The sequence below is a fragment of the Chromatiales bacterium genome (assembly GCA_014323925.1).
Classification (GTDB): Bacteria; Pseudomonadota; Gammaproteobacteria; order Poriferisulfidales; family Oxydemutatoraceae; genus SP5GCR1.
The window spans coordinates 1-16141 of record JACONC010000013.1 but is presented as its reverse complement, the minus strand read 5'-3'; the positions used below and the strand labels follow the sequence as shown (position 1 = coordinate 16141).

General features: G+C 45.4%; 15 protein-coding genes and 1 tRNA gene. 11 read left to right on the top strand and 5 right to left on the bottom strand.

What is annotated here, in order from left to right:
- Positions 1 to 141 precede the first annotated feature (141 nt).
- The 3 genes from GDA45_06140 to mutL form a co-directional block, all read right to left on the bottom strand.
- Entirely contained in the window at positions 142 to 1257 is a 1116-nt protein-coding gene (locus tag GDA45_06140; GenBank protein MBC6414441.1) for a cell division protein ZapE, read from the bottom strand.
- Between the two features lie 174 nt (positions 1258 to 1431).
- Positions 1432 to 2367 (bottom strand): tRNA (adenosine(37)-N6)-dimethylallyltransferase MiaA, encoded by a 936-nt coding sequence (gene miaA, locus GDA45_06135; GenBank protein ID MBC6414440.1) that lies wholly within the window; start codon positions 2365 to 2367, stop codon positions 1432 to 1434.
- Between the two features lie 17 nt (positions 2368 to 2384).
- Positions 2385 to 4208 (bottom strand): DNA mismatch repair endonuclease MutL, encoded by a 1824-nt coding sequence (gene mutL / locus GDA45_06130; GenBank protein ID MBC6414439.1) that lies wholly within the window; start codon positions 4206 to 4208, stop codon positions 2385 to 2387.
- Positions 4209 to 4267: 59 nt separating this feature from the next.
- Between mutL and GDA45_06125 the strand changes: the two genes are divergently transcribed.
- Complete coding sequence (locus GDA45_06125; protein MBC6414438.1) at positions 4268 to 5107, top strand: dihydrofolate reductase family protein; 840 nt, start codon at positions 4268 to 4270, stop codon at positions 5105 to 5107.
- 4 nt (positions 5108 to 5111) lie between these two features.
- On the opposite strand, the gene serS is transcribed toward GDA45_06125, so the two are convergent.
- Complete coding sequence (gene serS, locus GDA45_06120; GenBank protein ID MBC6414437.1) at positions 5112 to 6392, bottom strand: serine--tRNA ligase; 1281 nt, start codon at positions 6390 to 6392, stop codon at positions 5112 to 5114.
- A gap of 279 nt (positions 6393 to 6671) precedes the next feature.
- On the opposite strand from serS, the gene GDA45_06115 reads away from it, so the two are divergent.
- The 6 genes from GDA45_06115 (at position 6672) to GDA45_06090 (ending at position 12029) form a co-directional block, all read left to right on the top strand.
- A tRNA-Leu gene (locus GDA45_06115) sits at positions 6672 to 6755 on the top strand.
- Positions 6756 to 6874: 119 nt separating this feature from the next.
- Entirely contained in the window at positions 6875 to 8347 is a 1473-nt protein-coding gene (locus GDA45_06110; protein MBC6414436.1) for a hypothetical protein, read from the top strand.
- A complete protein-coding gene (locus GDA45_06105) occupies positions 8344 to 8991 on the top strand; it encodes a hypothetical protein (protein ID MBC6414435.1) in 648 nt (215 codons plus the stop codon). The genes GDA45_06110 and GDA45_06105 overlap by 4 nt, the downstream gene beginning before the upstream one ends.
- Positions 8978 to 9433: a pilus assembly protein PilP gene (locus tag GDA45_06100; GenBank protein MBC6414434.1), complete on the top strand. Its 456-nt coding sequence runs from the start codon at positions 8978 to 8980 to the stop codon at positions 9431 to 9433. Before GDA45_06105 ends, GDA45_06100 begins: the two co-directional genes overlap by 14 nt.
- A 14-nt stretch (positions 9434 to 9447) precedes the next feature.
- A complete protein-coding gene (locus GDA45_06095; GenBank protein ID MBC6414433.1) occupies positions 9448 to 10848 on the top strand; it encodes a hypothetical protein in 1401 nt (466 codons plus the stop codon).
- Positions 10845 to 12029, top strand: a complete 1185-nt coding sequence (locus GDA45_06090; protein ID MBC6414432.1) for a type II/IV secretion system protein — start codon at positions 10845 to 10847, stop codon at positions 12027 to 12029. The genes GDA45_06095 and GDA45_06090 overlap by 4 nt, the downstream gene beginning before the upstream one ends.
- A 157-nt stretch (positions 12030 to 12186) precedes the next feature.
- Here the strand turns inward: GDA45_06090 and GDA45_06085 are convergent, their stop codons facing one another.
- On the bottom strand, positions 12187 to 12483 hold the full coding sequence (locus GDA45_06085; protein MBC6414431.1) for a hypothetical protein: 297 nt from the start codon (positions 12481 to 12483) through the stop codon (positions 12187 to 12189).
- Between the two features lie 26 nt (positions 12484 to 12509).
- Here GDA45_06085 and orn point away from each other — a divergent pair, with 26 nt between their 5' ends.
- The 4 genes from orn to GDA45_06065 are packed head-to-tail and all read left to right on the top strand — an operon-like array spanning position 12510 to position 15831.
- Positions 12510 to 13067 (top strand): oligoribonuclease, encoded by a 558-nt coding sequence (orn, locus tag GDA45_06080; GenBank protein ID MBC6414430.1) that lies wholly within the window; start codon positions 12510 to 12512, stop codon positions 13065 to 13067.
- 3 nt (positions 13068 to 13070) lie between these two features.
- Positions 13071 to 13517: a SoxR reducing system RseC family protein gene (locus GDA45_06075; GenBank protein MBC6414429.1), complete on the top strand. Its 447-nt coding sequence runs from the start codon at positions 13071 to 13073 to the stop codon at positions 13515 to 13517.
- Positions 13514 to 14920: a Do family serine endopeptidase gene (locus GDA45_06070; protein ID MBC6414428.1), complete on the top strand. Its 1407-nt coding sequence runs from the start codon at positions 13514 to 13516 to the stop codon at positions 14918 to 14920. Before GDA45_06075 ends, GDA45_06070 begins: the two co-directional genes overlap by 4 nt.
- A 29-nt stretch (positions 14921 to 14949) precedes the next feature.
- Positions 14950 to 15831, top strand: coding sequence for an HlyD family efflux transporter periplasmic adaptor subunit (locus tag GDA45_06065; GenBank protein ID MBC6414427.1), 882 nt, complete (start codon positions 14950 to 14952; stop codon positions 15829 to 15831).
- The last annotated feature ends 310 nt before the right edge of the window (positions 15832 to 16141 follow it).

Sequence of the window (16141 nt, the reverse complement as noted above, 5' to 3'; positions counted from 1 at the left end):
GCGCCGTAAGAGCCTGTCAAACCGTAGGAAGCTCTCTGCCTTTCTTATAGATATACATCGCCCGCATCGCTGGTGTTATACCAGCGCATGTTTTTATACCAGCACATGTCGTTTTTACTACTGCACAATCAGTTAAATCCTCTAGCTTAAACGCGCTTTAGACCAATAGGTCCGGCTCTGCATTTCAAGTAGTCGACTAGTGGTTCTGTTAAACTCAAACTCTAAGCGCCCTGCTTCATAAAGTCGATTAGCTGGTGTAGCAGCTGACAGTACAAGTATTACATTCTTATCATAGAACTCGTCTATCAGTTGTATAAAGCGACGAGCAGCATCGTCGCGGTTGTTGAATACAGGAACCTTGGATATTAGTACAGTGTGGTAGAGACGTGCAATACTGATATAGTCGGCTACTGAGCGCGGAGTTTGGCAAATCTCCTTAAAATCAAACCATACAACATTGGGGGTGTGCATGATCGCTTCGATAGTACGGTCGTTGATGCTTATGCTACCGCCACTGTTAATATTTCCAGTGGCGAGCTTGGTAAAGCATTGTTTCATTAGCGTCTGCGATTGGCGGTTACACGGCGAATGATAGCTGCCGGAATCTTTTAGATGTTGCGTTCGGTAATCAACGCCTGGCGGCAGTTCTACGACATCAGTGCATTGTTCTATTAGAGTTATCGCCGGCAAAAACCGTTGTCGCTGCAAGCCGTCTTTATAAAGTTCCTTAGGAGCAAAATTGGATGTCGTGATTATCACTACTTGATATTCAAATAGTGCTGCAAGCAACCCGTACAGTATCATTGCATCGGTGATGTCAGATACAAAAAACTCGTCCAAGAATAATACTCGGGTGCGAAGCGCTAGCTGTGCAGCGACTATTTTCAGCGGGTCTTTATGGTTCGCAACTGCCTTTAGCGCGTTATGTACTTGTTGCATAAATTCATAGTAATGAAGCCTTAGTTTTTTCTCTATAGGCAACACTTCGTAAAAAAAATCAATAATGTAGGTCTTGCCTCTACCGACCCCTCCCCACAAATAAAGACCTCCTTTGGATGCAGTTTTATCAGTAGAATGATGGTTTTTAGTAGTCAACCGACTTATCCAGCTTCTCTTAGATGGTGTTGCCATTAATCTATCCAATATCAACTGCAATCGTTCAATCACATCAATCTGTGCATTATCTATTTGATAGTTATGCTCGTTAAGACGACGAATATAGAGCGGTTTTAAGCGTATCGTATTATCTTTACTCATTGGGGTTATTATAGGGCGTTCGGCATTCAAGCGTTGCATTCAAGGATTTTGACGGAAGAGTATTATACAAAACTGCAGAGGCGCCTCGATATAGCATTGGCTATGAAAACCTGCGTGGCATGCCACCGTCGTATCGACGATACGCGTAGCAATGTTAGCGAACTAACCGTAGCGCTAGTGCAGATGGTTGTTGATAATTTGGTCGGCAAGCCGCTCAACTGTTATCGTGTCAACCGCATAGCGAGCAGTGATCGGCATCCTGCGTATCCAGCTTAGTTGCCGTTTAGCAAATTGACGACTGGCAGCTAATACCAATTGCACCATTTCGGAATAACTATAATGTCCGATTAGATAATGCTGAGCTTGGCGATATGCAATCGCTCGCATTGCCGGGCTGTGGATATCAAAATCAGCTCTTAGCATAAGCCCGGCGACTTCGTCCAATAAACCTAGTTTGAGCATGTCGTTAAGGCGTCGTTCTATGCGTTGATGCAAGCGACTACGATCGTCGAAATCAAGCACAATATAGCGTATCGGCACCGTCAAAGCAGTTCGCGGCGCCATAGTCCGGTAGTGACTCATCGTCTGCCTACCCTCTAGGCATACACCTAGTGCCCTCAGTACCCGTTGTTTGTCGTGTGGATGTATTGCCGCCGCAGTTATAGGATCTATGCTCTGCAATGCACGGTATAGATTCTCAGTCGTCTTATATCTCTTTATAAGCTCGCTACGCTTAGCCGCGTTGCTACTCGGCATAGGTGATAAACCATAGGCTAATGCATTGAAATAAAACATCGTGCCACCGACCAATAGCGGAATATGCCGTCGCTGTCGTATTTGTGCTATCGCCTGTAGTGCGTCGGTTCTAAATCGTGCCGCCGAATAATACTCGTTAGGTTCTACTATGTCTATTAGATGGTGGGGTATAAGTCTGCGGATTTGTGCGTTGGGTTTCGCTGTGCCTATGTCCATACCCCTATAAATCAACACCGAGTCTACGCTGACAATTTCTACTTCCAACTTTTGCGCGATAGCAATCGCAACCGCACTCTTGGCACTGGCTGTAGGACCCAGCAAGCAAATCAGTTCATCGCGTGCGCGGTTCGGCATGGTCACAGATACGGTATTTATTGACCTCTTTTGAATAGCTTATCTAACTGCTCTATGCTAAATTGCAGCCAGGTCGGGCGACCGTGATTACACTGCCCACTGCGTTCAGTTGATTCTATATCCCGCAATATCACATTCATCTCGTCAACGGACAATTTTCGGTTAGCACGCACCGACCCATGACACGCCATAGTAGATAATACTTCGTTGATATTGCTTTCTATGCGCTGTGATGTGCCGTGTTCAATAAAATCGGCTAACACATCTGATAATAATTGGCCGTAATCAGTATTTTTTAGTAGCGACGGTACCCTTCTGATCCTTAACTTCGCTAAACCGATGCGTTCTACACCAAAACCGACTTCGGCTAAAGTTTGCGCATAGTGCTCGCATAGATCGGCTTCTTTCTCGCTCACCTCCAATGTTTCTGGCACTAACAACGGCTGCGAAGGGACGCTTTGCGCGCGGTACGCCACTTTGAGACGCTCGTAAGTAATGCGCTCGTGTGCAGCGTGCATATCTACTAAAACCAGTCCCTTGGCATTTTGCGCAACGATATAAATACCGTGCACCTGACAAATTGCCTCACCCAACGGCGGTAGCGGATATTCAGCGGCTGTTTTATCCGCACCTTGACTGCGGTCTGGTTCAACAGGTGGTGAAACATGCTCGGCGACTTGTCTATAAAAATCTCTGCTCATTGCTCCACTGCTACGATTAGCTGCAGATAAATTTAAATGTGGCTGCGCGGCGGTGGGTGGAATTTTATAATCAGGTCGGTCATTTTGCAGTTGCCGCTGATGCTCAGCCAAGTTGGTCGTGTTCTCCGGCGATAACTCTGCGAGTGCTCGTTTGACTGCAATATGGATGAAATCGTGGACTAATCTTTGATCATGAAAGCGCACTTCATGCTTCGCTGGATGCACATTAACATCGACCTTCTCGGCGGCGATATCCAAATACAAAATATAACAAGGGTGTCGCTCTTGGTACAGCACATCGTTATACGCTTGGCGCACCGCATGGCTAATCGTCTTATCCCGCACCACCCGTCCGTTAACATAGCAATACTGCATATCGGGCTGGCTGCGAGAGATAGTCGGCAAACCAAGCCAACCACAGACTGCGATACTATCGATCTTTTCGGAGAAGTGTACATTCTGTTCGGCAAAAGCTTTGCCGAGTATTTTTTGTAACCGCACTAGCTGATCAGTCTGATGCTGGGCGCGAGAAAAATGGAATACGGTCTTCGCATTATGTACGAGTATAAACTCTACATCGAAGCGAGCCAGTGCAATGCGGTATAAAAATTGTTGTATATGTGAAAACTCAGTGCGTTCAGTTTTGAGAAATTTACGCCTTGCTGGCACATTGAAGAATAAATCGTTGACTGTCACCGTTGTGCCCGGACGGCGGGCGGTAGGCACTACCTCGCCGACTGTGGCATCACCCCCATCTACTACGATTTGGTTACCCGATTCTTCGCTGGAGACTTGCGAGCTTAGTGTCAAGTGCGAAACCGATGCGATGCTAGGCAGCGCCTCTCCTCTGAACCCGAATTGGGTGATAGCTGTTAAGTCCTCAAAACTGGAAATTTTACTGGTCGCATGCCGCGACAATGCCAACCGCAGTTGATCAGCGGCAATACCGTCGCCGTTATCACTGACCTCTATAGACTTAAAGCCGCCGTGTTCTATTTTGATTGTGATTTGATCAGCATTGGCATCCAAACTGTTCTCCACCAATTCCTTAACGATAGACACCGGTCGTTCTATCACCTCGCCGGCAGCAATTTGATTAATTAGTTGAGATGGTAAGACTTTAATAGCGTGTTCTGTCATGAATCACCGTTGTAAGATAAGATATAATTTACCAATAGCAGGTGCGACGGTTATTATACATGAACACAATACAGCTCTATCCCGAACATAAGGAATACCCGCAGCTGCGCGGTATCTACTTAGAAGATCCGCTGTTGTCTGATAACGGTGCCGCTATCGTCTATTCCAATTTCTTAACTAGTCTGGATGGGCGTATTGCGATTTCAAAAAACAATCGCCTGACATTGCCGCCACAACTGACCTGCGATACCGACCTCCGACTGTTTCTAGAGTTACAAGCACACGCCGACTGCCTTCTCATCCATGGCGGTTATCTACGCTCACTAGCAAGCGGCCGTTTGGGCGATATACTGCGGGTCGGACAACCTAAAAAGTATGCCGACTTAGCCGATTGGCGAAGACAGCGCGGCCTGTCTGTGCAACCTTTGGTCGTGATCTGTAGCAATACCCTTGATTTTGTAATACCCGACGGCTTAGACCTGCAGGATGTTTGGATAGCAACCAGCCGTAGCGGCGATGCAGAGCGCATTGGCATGTGGAAAAAACGCGGCTATAAAGTTGTGTTCGCCGGTGAACGGCGCGTTGAAGGTGGAAAATTAACCGCGCAATTAATCAAACATGGTTACCGCCGATTATATCTCTGTGCAGGACCAGAATTATTTGAATCGTGCTTGAACGATGGCTGCTTGTCGTTGCACTATATGACTATCTCCATGCAATTTATCGGACAACCTGAATTTTTAACGATGTTATGCGGTTATACAAAATTAATGGACTACCGATTGAAGCTCAGCCGTCTGATATTGAACCAAGAAGATAGTGAAGACCACGAGGCACACCCCGATCAACTATATTTAACATTTCAGGTTAGCTATGATAAACCAACCCTATCGCGATAAATCTCTATTGCTCAACACCGATTGTAGTCTTGCCTGACATATATGGCTGCAAGGCCGCGGGAATGGCAACCGAACCATCGGCCGTTTGATGATTCTCCAACACCGCCAACAATGTACGCCCTACTGCTAAACCCGAACCATTTAGGGTATGTACATATTCGGTCTTATTTGTTGCATTACGCACCCGTGTTTTCATGCGCCGGGCTTGAAAATCCAGCATATTGCTACAAGACGAAATCTCGCGATAACGGTTCTCACCGGGTAACCATACTTCTATATCATAGGTTTTGGCGGAAGCAAAACCCAAATCACCACCACACAACACCACGACCCTATAGTGCAGTTCAAGGCTCTGTAATACGGCTTCGGCGTGAGACACCAAGGACTCCAAAGCATCCCATGAATCGTCGCTCTTGACTATCTGTACGAGTTCGACCTTTTCAAACTGATGTTGACGCATCAAACCGCGAGTATCTTTGCCGTAAGCTCCCGCTTCTGAGCGAAAGCATGGCGTATGACACACATAACGCATGGGTAATTGATCGGCTTCTAAAATAGTATCTTTATACAGATTGCTAACTGGCACCTCGGCAGTTGGTATTAAATAAAAATTGTTATCGCCGTGTAGCTTAAATAAATCGTCCTCAAACTTAGGTAATTGCCCGGTGCCTGTTAAGGTGTCGGCATTGACTATATAAGGCACATAGACTTCGCGATAACCGTGCTGCTGCACATGTAAATCAACCATATAATCTATCAACGCTCTATGCAATTTGGCCAACTCACCGTGTAGCACCATAAACCTCGATCCAGCTATGGCCGCTGCGGCTTCCATATCCAACCAGCTGTGGCGAGTGGCTAAATCAACATGGTCTAAAGGTTCAAAGTCAAAAACCGGCGGTTGTTGCCAACGCCGTATTTCCTTGTTGTCTGCTTCATTAGCGCCGTCTGGCACCGACGCATTGGGCCGGTTAGGCAACCCCAGCAAGAAAATCTCCAGTTGTGCCTGCAATGTATGCAACTGTTTTTGTAATTCGCTGAGATGTGATTTGAGCTTATCGGCTTTATGCAGCGCCGAATCGAGTTCCATACCACTTGCCTTGAGCCGAGCAATTTGTCTGGAATGTGCTTTTAATTCGGCCTGAGCGGTCTCGGATTCCACCTGCAATGCTTTACGCTGTCGCTCCAAATCTAGATAATGATTCATATTGCAGTCTTGACCACGGCGCGCTAATTCCTGAAAAACCATTTCGGTTTGATTGCGCAATAATTTAGGGTCTAGCATGGTTGCTTTTCATAATAGCGGAAAGCGCAAGTATACCACGAGCCATGCGGCATTACTGAGGTTTTATATGTATGGTTTCGTATCATTTAAGACAGGTATATTTAGATTCAAATTGGAGTCTGATAATTCAAGTGATAGTAACCTAGCCCGCAAAATTTGAGTCACTGCTTAAGAGAGTTTTTCCGATAAGCTCGTGTTAAGTATCTAACAGCAGATAGCGAAGGTTGCTATTAGTTCCATAGGTATCTAGCAACATTCAGTTTATAATGTAGCCTCGTTGCCGAGGTGGCGAAACAGGTAGACGCGCTGGACTCAAAATCCAGTGGGGTTAAACCCGTGTGGGTTCGAGTCCCACCCTCGGTATTGGTTGCTAGAGCCCTTATTTTTCATTGTCTTTGACAGTTCGTCAGTTATTTAGGGCGTTCGGTCGCCGCATCCTTCAAGCTGATAATTCCTAGCGATAAACTGCACATAGGTGATTTATGAATATCTATGGAAGCAGTATCGGAGTGGAAATATCTCCGTCGGCGGTACGGATTGCGCAGATACTACGCCGCAAGGGAGCATTGCAGCTGACGGCAGTCGCACAAACGCAGTTGTGTTATGACAATTTTGATGACTTGTATAAACATCCTAAGGAATGTAGCGATGTTTTGAATGATTTATGCACGCGCAACAATATCCAAGCCAGCAAGTGTATTACCGTGTTGCCAGTGACGCGTAGTAAATCTAAATGCATCGCGTTACCTTTGATGCGGCGGCGAGCGTTACAGCGTATGTTGTCTAGTCGACATTTTTGGTATAAGCACTTAACGGTCGGCAGTGATACGCACAGCTATGCTTGGTTGATGACGGTAAACGATAAAAAGCACTATCGCTTGTCTCTTTATCTGATGGCTGTGGCTAAGCGCGATATTGCTTTCTATCAGTCGGTGTTTGCTGGTACTCAGTTATCACTCTATGCGTTGACACTCTCGTCGTTAATATATTACGGATGCTATCATCGTAGCACTGCGCACCACCTATTAGTTTTTAGCGAAGATAATGTATCTGTTTCATCTATAGGGCAAAATGTTTTCTCGTATCGCACGATGTTGGCTGATGACAACTATCGTAATTTGTTGGCCGGATTTGATAACAAATTTGCACCCGACAGTGCCGTTCAGCAGTATTTAGTCGAGTCTCTGCAGGAATATATTCGGAGTGAGAAGGGAGATGCAAAAGCCTTGTACATAGTCGGTAAAGCAAGCAGTCACGCCGCAACCCTATTACATACCGCGCTCAGCAATATAGCAGTAAAACCTTTGGCTATCCACGCCGACATTAAATCTAACTGCAAGCTACAAAATATCCCCGATACCATGTCGTCGGTGATTGCTCTCGCCCGTTGGCTAGCTGCGGATACCACTCTGTTTAGGTACCAAGCAAACTTTATATATAACCATAACAACGCATATTATAAGAGTGCCGCATGTTGGATACTTGCAACGATTATCTGCATGCTGTTGTTCTTTTATCATCAACATCTAGAGAAATTAAACATCGGACAACAATCGCAGCTGCAATATCATACGCAGCTATCGTCGCAATATCACGCATACGAAAATAAACTGAACGCAATAAAGCGACGCAGCGAACATCTACGGCAAATGCATACACATCTGCAGTTTTTATCTGAGCAGCATCGTATGACTACTGATCTATGGTCGCGCTTGGGCGCTCTAATTCCGCAGTCTGTAAAAATACAGAGCATTGACTGTCAATGGTTAAGTTCTTGTTTGATTATTGCCGGCGCACAAGATTACGGCGAAATCATTCGCTTTGTCGAGCGCATCAAACAACTAGACGCGATAAGCGAAGTGGTGATTAGCAGTAGTCGTAGCGTGCAAAATCAATCTACCGATACGATGCAATTTACCCTAGTCTGCAAGTTCGGCAATGGAGTAGATGAATGACGACAGACACTGCTTTGACCACTAGCGATAATAACGGTGATAACCACAACCGTATCAATGTATTAAATAATCTAAACAGCGACAAATTACATAACCCAAGCACTCTATATGAGTTTTTAGTCTGTGTGTCTATGGCCTTTTTGTTGGTCATGCCTGCGGCCTACTTCGCGTTATCCGTCTATCCAACGATGACCGCATATAGTAAAGGTAAGGCACAGCTGGTCTCTATTCCTTCATTAAGCCAACAGCTTGAACAATTAAAGCAGCGATATAAAAATAGTCATACAGCATTGTTAGGCCTAGAGGCCGATATTTCGTCGGCATTCGGACACGATGCAACAGCCAAGCAATACAATTCCTTAGACTTACACCGCTTGGCGCATAAGCATAGGTTAACGATAGTTGCTATGGACACTCTAAGCGAGCAACCCATATCACCGCATCTCGCAGACCACTTCACAATAGATCATTTGTCGTGGCAGTTAAGAGGCTATTTTCCTGATTACTTGGAGTTTAGAAAAGCTGTTCGGCAACAGCAACCTTTGCTACAAACGATACAAGAACATTTATCAGCCGAAGAAAACCTAAAACTGAATATAGTCGTCGACCTCAATATATATAGACCGATAGATGTTGCATTGTAGAGGTTTCGCTGTGTGTCGCATAATCAATAATCTTAAGGGCTATGCGGTCGCGTGGAATCGATACATCACCGCCCTGCTAGCGTGTTATCTAGCCTTATATTTACCTTGCCTGATCTTGCTGTGTTCTATCGCCAACGCTGCGGATGAGATGCCGACACAAAATCATTTCCGTGCTAACAACCATCGTGAACTACAACCGACACTGCAAACGCAATCTATAGATCCACTCACCACTTATCCACTCGCTCTATATGTCGTACACGGTGTCGTCATCACCGAGGATAATGCGATTGCCATCGTTTACACACCACGCAACACCTGGCACAAATTGCGCGTACCCGCACAGTTGGGACAAGAACAAGCCGTAGTGCATAAAATCACTACTCAAGGGATACAAGTAGAGATGCAGGGCACCTTGCTTTGGCTACCCGTGTTGGAATGAAAATCGTGTCATTAATGACGGTTGTGATAATTGTGGTCGCGCTAATCTCGGCTTGTGCTTATTTTGAAAAACCTGCAGTATCCTCTGCCCAACGCTTAATAGACGAACAGGCGTTCATTGAACAGCGACAGTCGAGCGCTCAACAGTCACCGCCGCTACCAATTGCTGCACTCAGTCAACGGCGCATCAGGTTACTGGGTGAAAGTTCGGCGACACCACAGCCGCAGAACACAGTTATAGAGTCTCCTCCTATCAGCCTTAGGATGACCAATGTGCCACTGCGTATTTTTAGTTCGGCAATGTCCGATTTAATCGGCTACAACATCGTTATTGCTGGCGATGTTGATAGCGTCGTCAATCAACGGCTTAATCGAGTCGGTTGGCGAGAAGCCTTGCATACTATCGCAGAACTGCAAGGCTTAGTAGTAGACGAGCAACCAGATAAAAGGTTAATTCGTCTTTATAAAGCTACTGCCGAGATGCAAAATGCAGGTCGGCGAAACAACGCAATATTTGCCAAACAAAGCCGTGTTGAATTGTTCAGATTACGCCACGCCGACGCCGATAAAATAGCAACCTTACTGAAATCTATATTGGGCGAACAACGAAAAAAAGGTAATAACGACGGTGTTGATACCAGCGCACAAAGTTCGGTGGTCAGCGATAAAAGTAGTCACTCGCTAATAGTGCAAGGCGACAAACAAACTATGGAATTAGCAGCGGCGCTCATTGCAACGATAGATGTTCCGCAACGACAAGTAATGATAGAAGCCTTTATCGTCGAGGCCGGTGATGATTTTACCCGCGCCTTAGGAGCTCGATTAGGTAAGCAACGAAACGGGCTATTCGCAACCGATAATATCAACGGTCCTTATCTTAATTTACCAGTAGCGAACGGTAGCGGTGGATTGGGTTTAACCTTCGGTAGTGCGCGCATACGCGTTGAACTTAGCGCGTTGGAAAAAGCCGGTAAAAGTCGCTTGATATCAAATCCAAAAATATTCACATTGGATAATCAATCAGCGATGATTTTTGAAGGTAGCGAAGTCCCCTATCAGACGATCTCCGACAATGGCACGCAGACTGAATTCAAGCAGGCCGGACTCAAGCTCGCAGTTACTCCGAGTATCGTCAACGAGCAGCACTTGATGCTAGACCTGGCAATTAATAAAGACACCGTAGACACCCGTTTGCAAAACCCTCCGATTACACGGCGCGAGTTGACCAGTCGTTTGCTAGTACGCAGTGGTGATGTGGTGGTGATAGGCGGTATTTATCTCAATGAGCAAGTACGGGCTTACCAAGGCCTGCCTTTTATCACCCATCTGCCATTGATTGGCAAATGGTTACAGCACCGAAGACGCGAAGGCGATGTCAAAGAGTTAATGGTCTTCATCGCACCACAAATCGTATGACTACAAAGTTGAAATTAGACGGCCACAGCGAGGTCATTTATTTTGTCGAGGCGATGCTTCGTCAAGCGTTGAGCTATAACGCCAGCGACATACATATAGAGCGATACGAAACCAGCAACCGATTGCGCTATCGCTTAGACGGTGTACTACAAGAAGTGGAGAGCGATGAGTTTATGCAAGACAATTATATAGGCATCGTGTCGAGGATAAAATTGCTTGCCGGGAGCGATATCGCTGAGCATAGGCTACCGCAGGACGGCCGCTTCTCCTTTGACCACGATAACCGGACGGTTGATATTCGTGTCTCGGTAATTCCTTTGATATCCGGCGAGCGGGTAGTACTGAGGTTGCTTGATAGCGGCGGCTTTATCCCACGCCTTGCGTCTTTGGGTATGCGCGAAGAAGATCTAAACTTGATGAAAAAAACGCTGAAAAGCAATCAAGGCATGCTACTGGTCACCGGCCCTACTGGTAGCGGGAAAACGACTACCTTGTATGCCGGCATACACGAAATTAATCAACCGGATATCAATATACTCACTATTGAAGATCCGGTTGAATATAAAATAGACGGAGTCAATCAGGTAGAGGTGAAGGAGACCATAGGCCTTGATTTTGCGCATGCTTTGCGCGCATTTCTGCGGCAAGACCCTGAGGTCATGCTGGTTGGTGAAATACGCGACTACGAAACCGCCGATATAGCGGTTAAAGCGGCGCTGACTGGGCATTTAGTGATGAGCACCCTACACACTCGCAATATCACCGGCACTATCGCTCGTCTGATCAATATCGGGTTGCCAGCTTATCTGATCGGCGCGGCACTCAATCTCGTTGTGTGTCAACGTCTGCTTAGAAAAATTTGCCAGCATTGTAAAACAGCGTGTGTATCGGCACCGCATAATCTAGTAGCCGAAATTAACAGTAAAAGGATTGCGCAGTTTTACTACGGTAGCGGCTGTAAACACTGTCGCTATACCGGTTTTTGCGGTCGCCAAGCGATATACGAAATGATGGCTATGGATGACGAACTCGGACATGTCGTGGCAAACTACACTGCTTCACCCAGCGAAGCGGATCGACAACTTAAAACGCGCTATACCACAACCTTACAACAAGCAGGCCTGGCTCTGCTAGATCAAGGCATCGTCAGTCCTGAGGAATACTTACGCGTATTAGGTTAAGGTCGTCATCATAACGGTGCCCAAGGAGCGACAACGCGACCATTGAGACCCACTAATGCCGGTGCTTGATTATGCGTTGAAGATTAGAAAAACCATCTATGATAATGATTACAAATGATGATGATGGCCTGATAGAAATATGCCATCTTGAAAAGGCTCAAGGTATAGGGTAGTCGTAATAAGTCTTTGCCAGATACTCTACAACGGTGCGGATTTGTGTTTCATTCCAGTCTAGTGCCAATTGTTCTTGGCAGTAATATACCCGTTGTTCTAATTGCTGATAATTTTTGGCAAGACGATCTTTGCGCGTATACAATACCTCGGCATTTCCACTCACCATTTGCTCGTGGCAGGCAACACAATTGGCTTTATAATGCAACGGCATATCGCCATTGTCAGCAAAGGACGGACTCAAGGTCAAGTGTATAATCGTATAAATTACTGTTTTAATCATTACTTTTTCATTTATAATAAATTGCTATGGCGGTTGATAAGTTTAACCTAATTTGGATAGACCTAGAAATGACGGGTTTAGATTGTTCGACGGATTATGTTTTAGAAATTGCAACGATAGTGACGAATAAAGAACTCGAAATAATCAAAGAAGGCCCGACATTGGTGATTTACCAACCCGACGATATCCTTGAGCAAATGGACCAGTGGAATAAAAAACACCACTCTGCATCAGGCTTGATAGACGAGGTCAGGCAAAGCAACACAGATAATGCCGAAGCCGAAACACAAACGCTTAATTTTCTAAAACAATATGTTGTTGCCAAAGCCTCGCCTATGTGCGGCAACAGTATCTGCCAAGACCGTCGCTTTCTTGCGCGACTGATGCCGGAACTTGAAGCATTTTTTCACTATCGAAACTTAGATGTCAGTACGCTCAAAGAACTAGCTGCTCGTTGGTCGCCCGATGATGTTTATAAAAGTGATACGGCTACTAGCCATCGTGCGATGCAAGACATTTATGGATCAATAATGGAACTAAGACATTACAGAGAACACTTTATACAAAAAAACTCGGATATGTGATTGATGCCAAACAACTCAAACAAGCAATTTTGTATAGACAAGCCAGCCACCGTAGTGAATTACGAAAATGGTATTGCAACAGTACGCTTAGACATCGACGGTGGTGGGTGTGAAAGCTGCAGTGACAATAAAAAAAGCGGATGTGCGCTGTATAATTTCGGTGCTATTTTTTCACCTCCGCGCGATACTTGGCAACTGCCAGCCAGGCATCCTTTAGCCGCCGGTGAGCGAGTTCGGCTAGTCGTTCAATCCAGCGTCCTGCTAAAAATAGCTGCTAGCTGTTATGCACTTCCGATTGCTGTATTCATGAGTAGCGCGGTGCTTACGCATCTGCTCTCTGGCACAGAATGGTTAACCATAACAGTGGCAACCAGTAGCCTTGTCCTATCTTATTTAATTACCAAAAAACAGCTTCGTTCTATCACCACCAACATTAATGTAATCCGTTGATTAAATACCTATACTTACTCATCGCCACAGTGCTCTGCACTTCCGCTAGCAGTCAAACTGCGTTACCAGATTTTTCTGAACTTGCTGAAAAAACGGCACCAGCAGTCGTCAACATCAGCATTGTAAAAAAAGTTAAGAAAGCGGAGCCCAACAAGCCAAAGGATGCGCCACCTAAGAATGATTTTCCGCACGGTATTCCGTGGGAGGACTTTATTGAAGAATTTATGCCACCTAGGGAAGTACCGTTGCCACCACATATGAATTCGGTAGGTTCGGGTTTTATTATTAGTGCAGACGGCGAGGTTATTAGCAATTATCATGTCGTCGAAGGTGCCGAACAAATTATCGTCAAACTCAACGACCGTCGGGAAATGACCGCTGAAGTGATAGGCTTCGACAAAATCAGCGATATCGTTCTCTTGAAAATAGACGGTGACAACTTACCGACAGTTAAGATAGGTTCATCGCAGGCACTGAAAGTCGGGCAGTGGGTGCTAGCAATTGGTACACCTTTTGGCTTTGATTATACGGTCACTGCCGGTATCGTCAGCGCTAAAGGTCGTAGCTTGCCGGACAGCAATTATGTACCATTTCTACAAACTGATGTGGCCATTAATCCGGGTAGTTCAGGCGGTCCGCTATTTAACCTGGCTGGAGAGGTCGTCGGTATCAATTCCCAGATCTACAGCCGCACCGGTAGCTACTCCGGTCTGTCTTTCGCCATACCAATAGATCTTGTACTTGATATCGTTGATCAGATCAAAGAGACTGGGGCAGTCGCACGCGGCTGGTTAGGTGTCTATATACAAGAGATTACTGGTGATTTGTCAAAGTCTTTCAACCTCGACAAACCCACGGGTGCGTTGGTCAGCCAAGTTGTCAAAGATAGCCCGGCAGAAAAAGCTGGTATAGAAGTGGGCGACATCATCCTGCGTTTCAACAATATCGAAATTGCTTATTCGTCTATGTTACCGCCGCTGGTCGGTAGCGTTATGGCTGGCAACAAAGCCATCGTAGAAGTATTACGCGGCAACGATATAATTGACATAGAGGTCATTATCATGCAATTGCCGTCGCCTAGTACTATTGCAGCCGCTGGCGGAGAAAACTCAAAACAGGCTGAAGTACTCGGCATGACACTAAACGAACTGAGTGCCAAGCAGCGTAAAAAACCAAACCTTAAGCAAGGTGGCTTAATCGTTGAAAATATTCAAGACGGCGCCGCTAAGCAAGCCGGGGTACAAAAAGGGGATATTCTTATTATGCTAAACAACCAACACTTTGAAACCGTTACACAATTTAAGGATATCGTTGATAAACTTCCGGAAGATCGATTCAACGCATTGTTGGTAATAAGGGATAATGAAAATCCGTTATTTATAGCACTAAAACTGTCCGATTGATTTTTACTAATTGTAGCCTTAGTTGAGAGATGCGTATATGCTTACTTGGTATAACCTTGTTATGTAGCATTTGCTATCAAGCACAAGCGCAAGATTCGTCGATATTTTTCACTCCTGCAATCATTGCACCCTCAGTAGCCTATCAATACGCCGACGCACACTCTAGCGAACCAACGCAAAACGCGGCAACATCAAAAAGTAAAGATTCTAAAACATCCGAAACTGGCATTGATAATAACGCCGCGCAAACTGACAGCACCTTGGAGAGTCGCCAACGGCGCGGTATAGTGATAGCCCGGAACCGTACTAGAATCAACAGTCGTATTGATGCCACGGTCTCTAAATTACATATTAAAGCGGGCCAACGATTTAACAAAAATGATTTGTTGATAGAGTTTGATTGTTCTATAGAACGAGCTGCCCTTGAAGAAGCGCGGCTCTCGCACGAAGTTGCAAAGTACGATTATCAAGCTGCACAACACAAAGCCGAAGAGCTACCGACAGCGCATCAAAATTTAGAGTTATTCAAACTAAAAACCGAACTTGCACTAACAAAACTCAACCACCTAAGAGAACGCATCAAATCCTGCCGACTATTCGCTCCTTTTAGCGGGCGAGTTATTAAAATATTAATAGGTGAATACGAAACTACTGATAGACTAACACCCATTTTGGAAATAACCGACGACGATGCGTTGCATTTTAGAGTATTCGTGCCGTTGGACTGGCTACCGCAGCTAGCCATTGGTGCCCAAGCAGAGATTGAAATAATGGGAAACAGCCACCCTGCCGATCTCGTAGAGTTGGCCGAAGAGGCCGATCCGCTAGACCAAAGCATCAAAGCTATCCTCAAATTTCAATCCCAAGAGCAGCTGATTATAGGGATGAAAGGCGTTGCAAAATTTAATTAGTATCAATATACTACACCATATTTCAAATCACCATAACAGCCGCTTGATCTGACTATCCGCTCAGGATGGATAATATGCTATTGAAAATACACCATATGAAAAAAACAATCCTAAAATTAAGTATAACCTTCCTCCTTATTCTCCCTCAATTATTTTGGAGTCATACAAACGCAGAAATATCGCCGCCTACTAAACCCAATATTATCTTCATTATGGCTGATGATTTGGGCAAAGCTCTGCTTAGCGTTTATGGAGCCAGGCCAGTAATTAAAATGCCTAATCTAGAGCGGCTAGCAAAAGAAGGAGTAGT

Excerpts from the sequence above, each read along its gene's own strand:
- serS (MBC6414437.1), bottom strand. The coding sequence starts at position 6,392 with ATGCTAGACCCTAAATTATTGCGCAATCAAACCGAAATGGTTTTTCAG.
- GDA45_06140 (MBC6414441.1), bottom strand. The coding sequence starts at position 1,257 with ATGAGTAAAGATAATACGATACGCTTAAAACCGCTCTATATTCGTCGT.
- GDA45_06095 (MBC6414433.1), top strand. The coding sequence starts at position 9,448 with ATGACGGTTGTGATAATTGTGGTCGCGCTAATCTCGGCTTGTGCTTAT.
- GDA45_06110 (MBC6414436.1), top strand. The coding sequence starts at position 6,875 with ATGAATATCTATGGAAGCAGTATCGGAGTGGAAATATCTCCGTCGGCG.
- orn (MBC6414430.1), top strand. The coding sequence starts at position 12,510 with ATGGCGGTTGATAAGTTTAACCTAATTTGGATAGACCTAGAAATGACG.
- GDA45_06125 (MBC6414438.1), top strand. The coding sequence starts at position 4,268 with ATGAACACAATACAGCTCTATCCCGAACATAAGGAATACCCGCAGCTG.
- GDA45_06100 (MBC6414434.1), top strand. The coding sequence starts at position 8,978 with ATGTTGCATTGTAGAGGTTTCGCTGTGTGTCGCATAATCAATAATCTT.
- GDA45_06065 (MBC6414427.1), top strand. The coding sequence starts at position 14,950 with ATGCGTATATGCTTACTTGGTATAACCTTGTTATGTAGCATTTGCTAT.
- miaA (MBC6414440.1), bottom strand. The coding sequence starts at position 2,367 with ATGCCGAACCGCGCACGCGATGAACTGATTTGCTTGCTGGGTCCTACA.
- GDA45_06105 (MBC6414435.1), top strand. The coding sequence starts at position 8,344 with ATGACGACAGACACTGCTTTGACCACTAGCGATAATAACGGTGATAAC.
- GDA45_06090 (MBC6414432.1), top strand. The coding sequence starts at position 10,845 with ATGACTACAAAGTTGAAATTAGACGGCCACAGCGAGGTCATTTATTTT.
- GDA45_06075 (MBC6414429.1), top strand. The coding sequence starts at position 13,071 with ATGCCAAACAACTCAAACAAGCAATTTTGTATAGACAAGCCAGCCACC.
- mutL (MBC6414439.1), bottom strand. The coding sequence starts at position 4,208 with ATGACAGAACACGCTATTAAAGTCTTACCATCTCAACTAATTAATCAA.
- GDA45_06085 (MBC6414431.1), bottom strand. The coding sequence starts at position 12,483 with ATGATTAAAACAGTAATTTATACGATTATACACTTGACCTTGAGTCCG.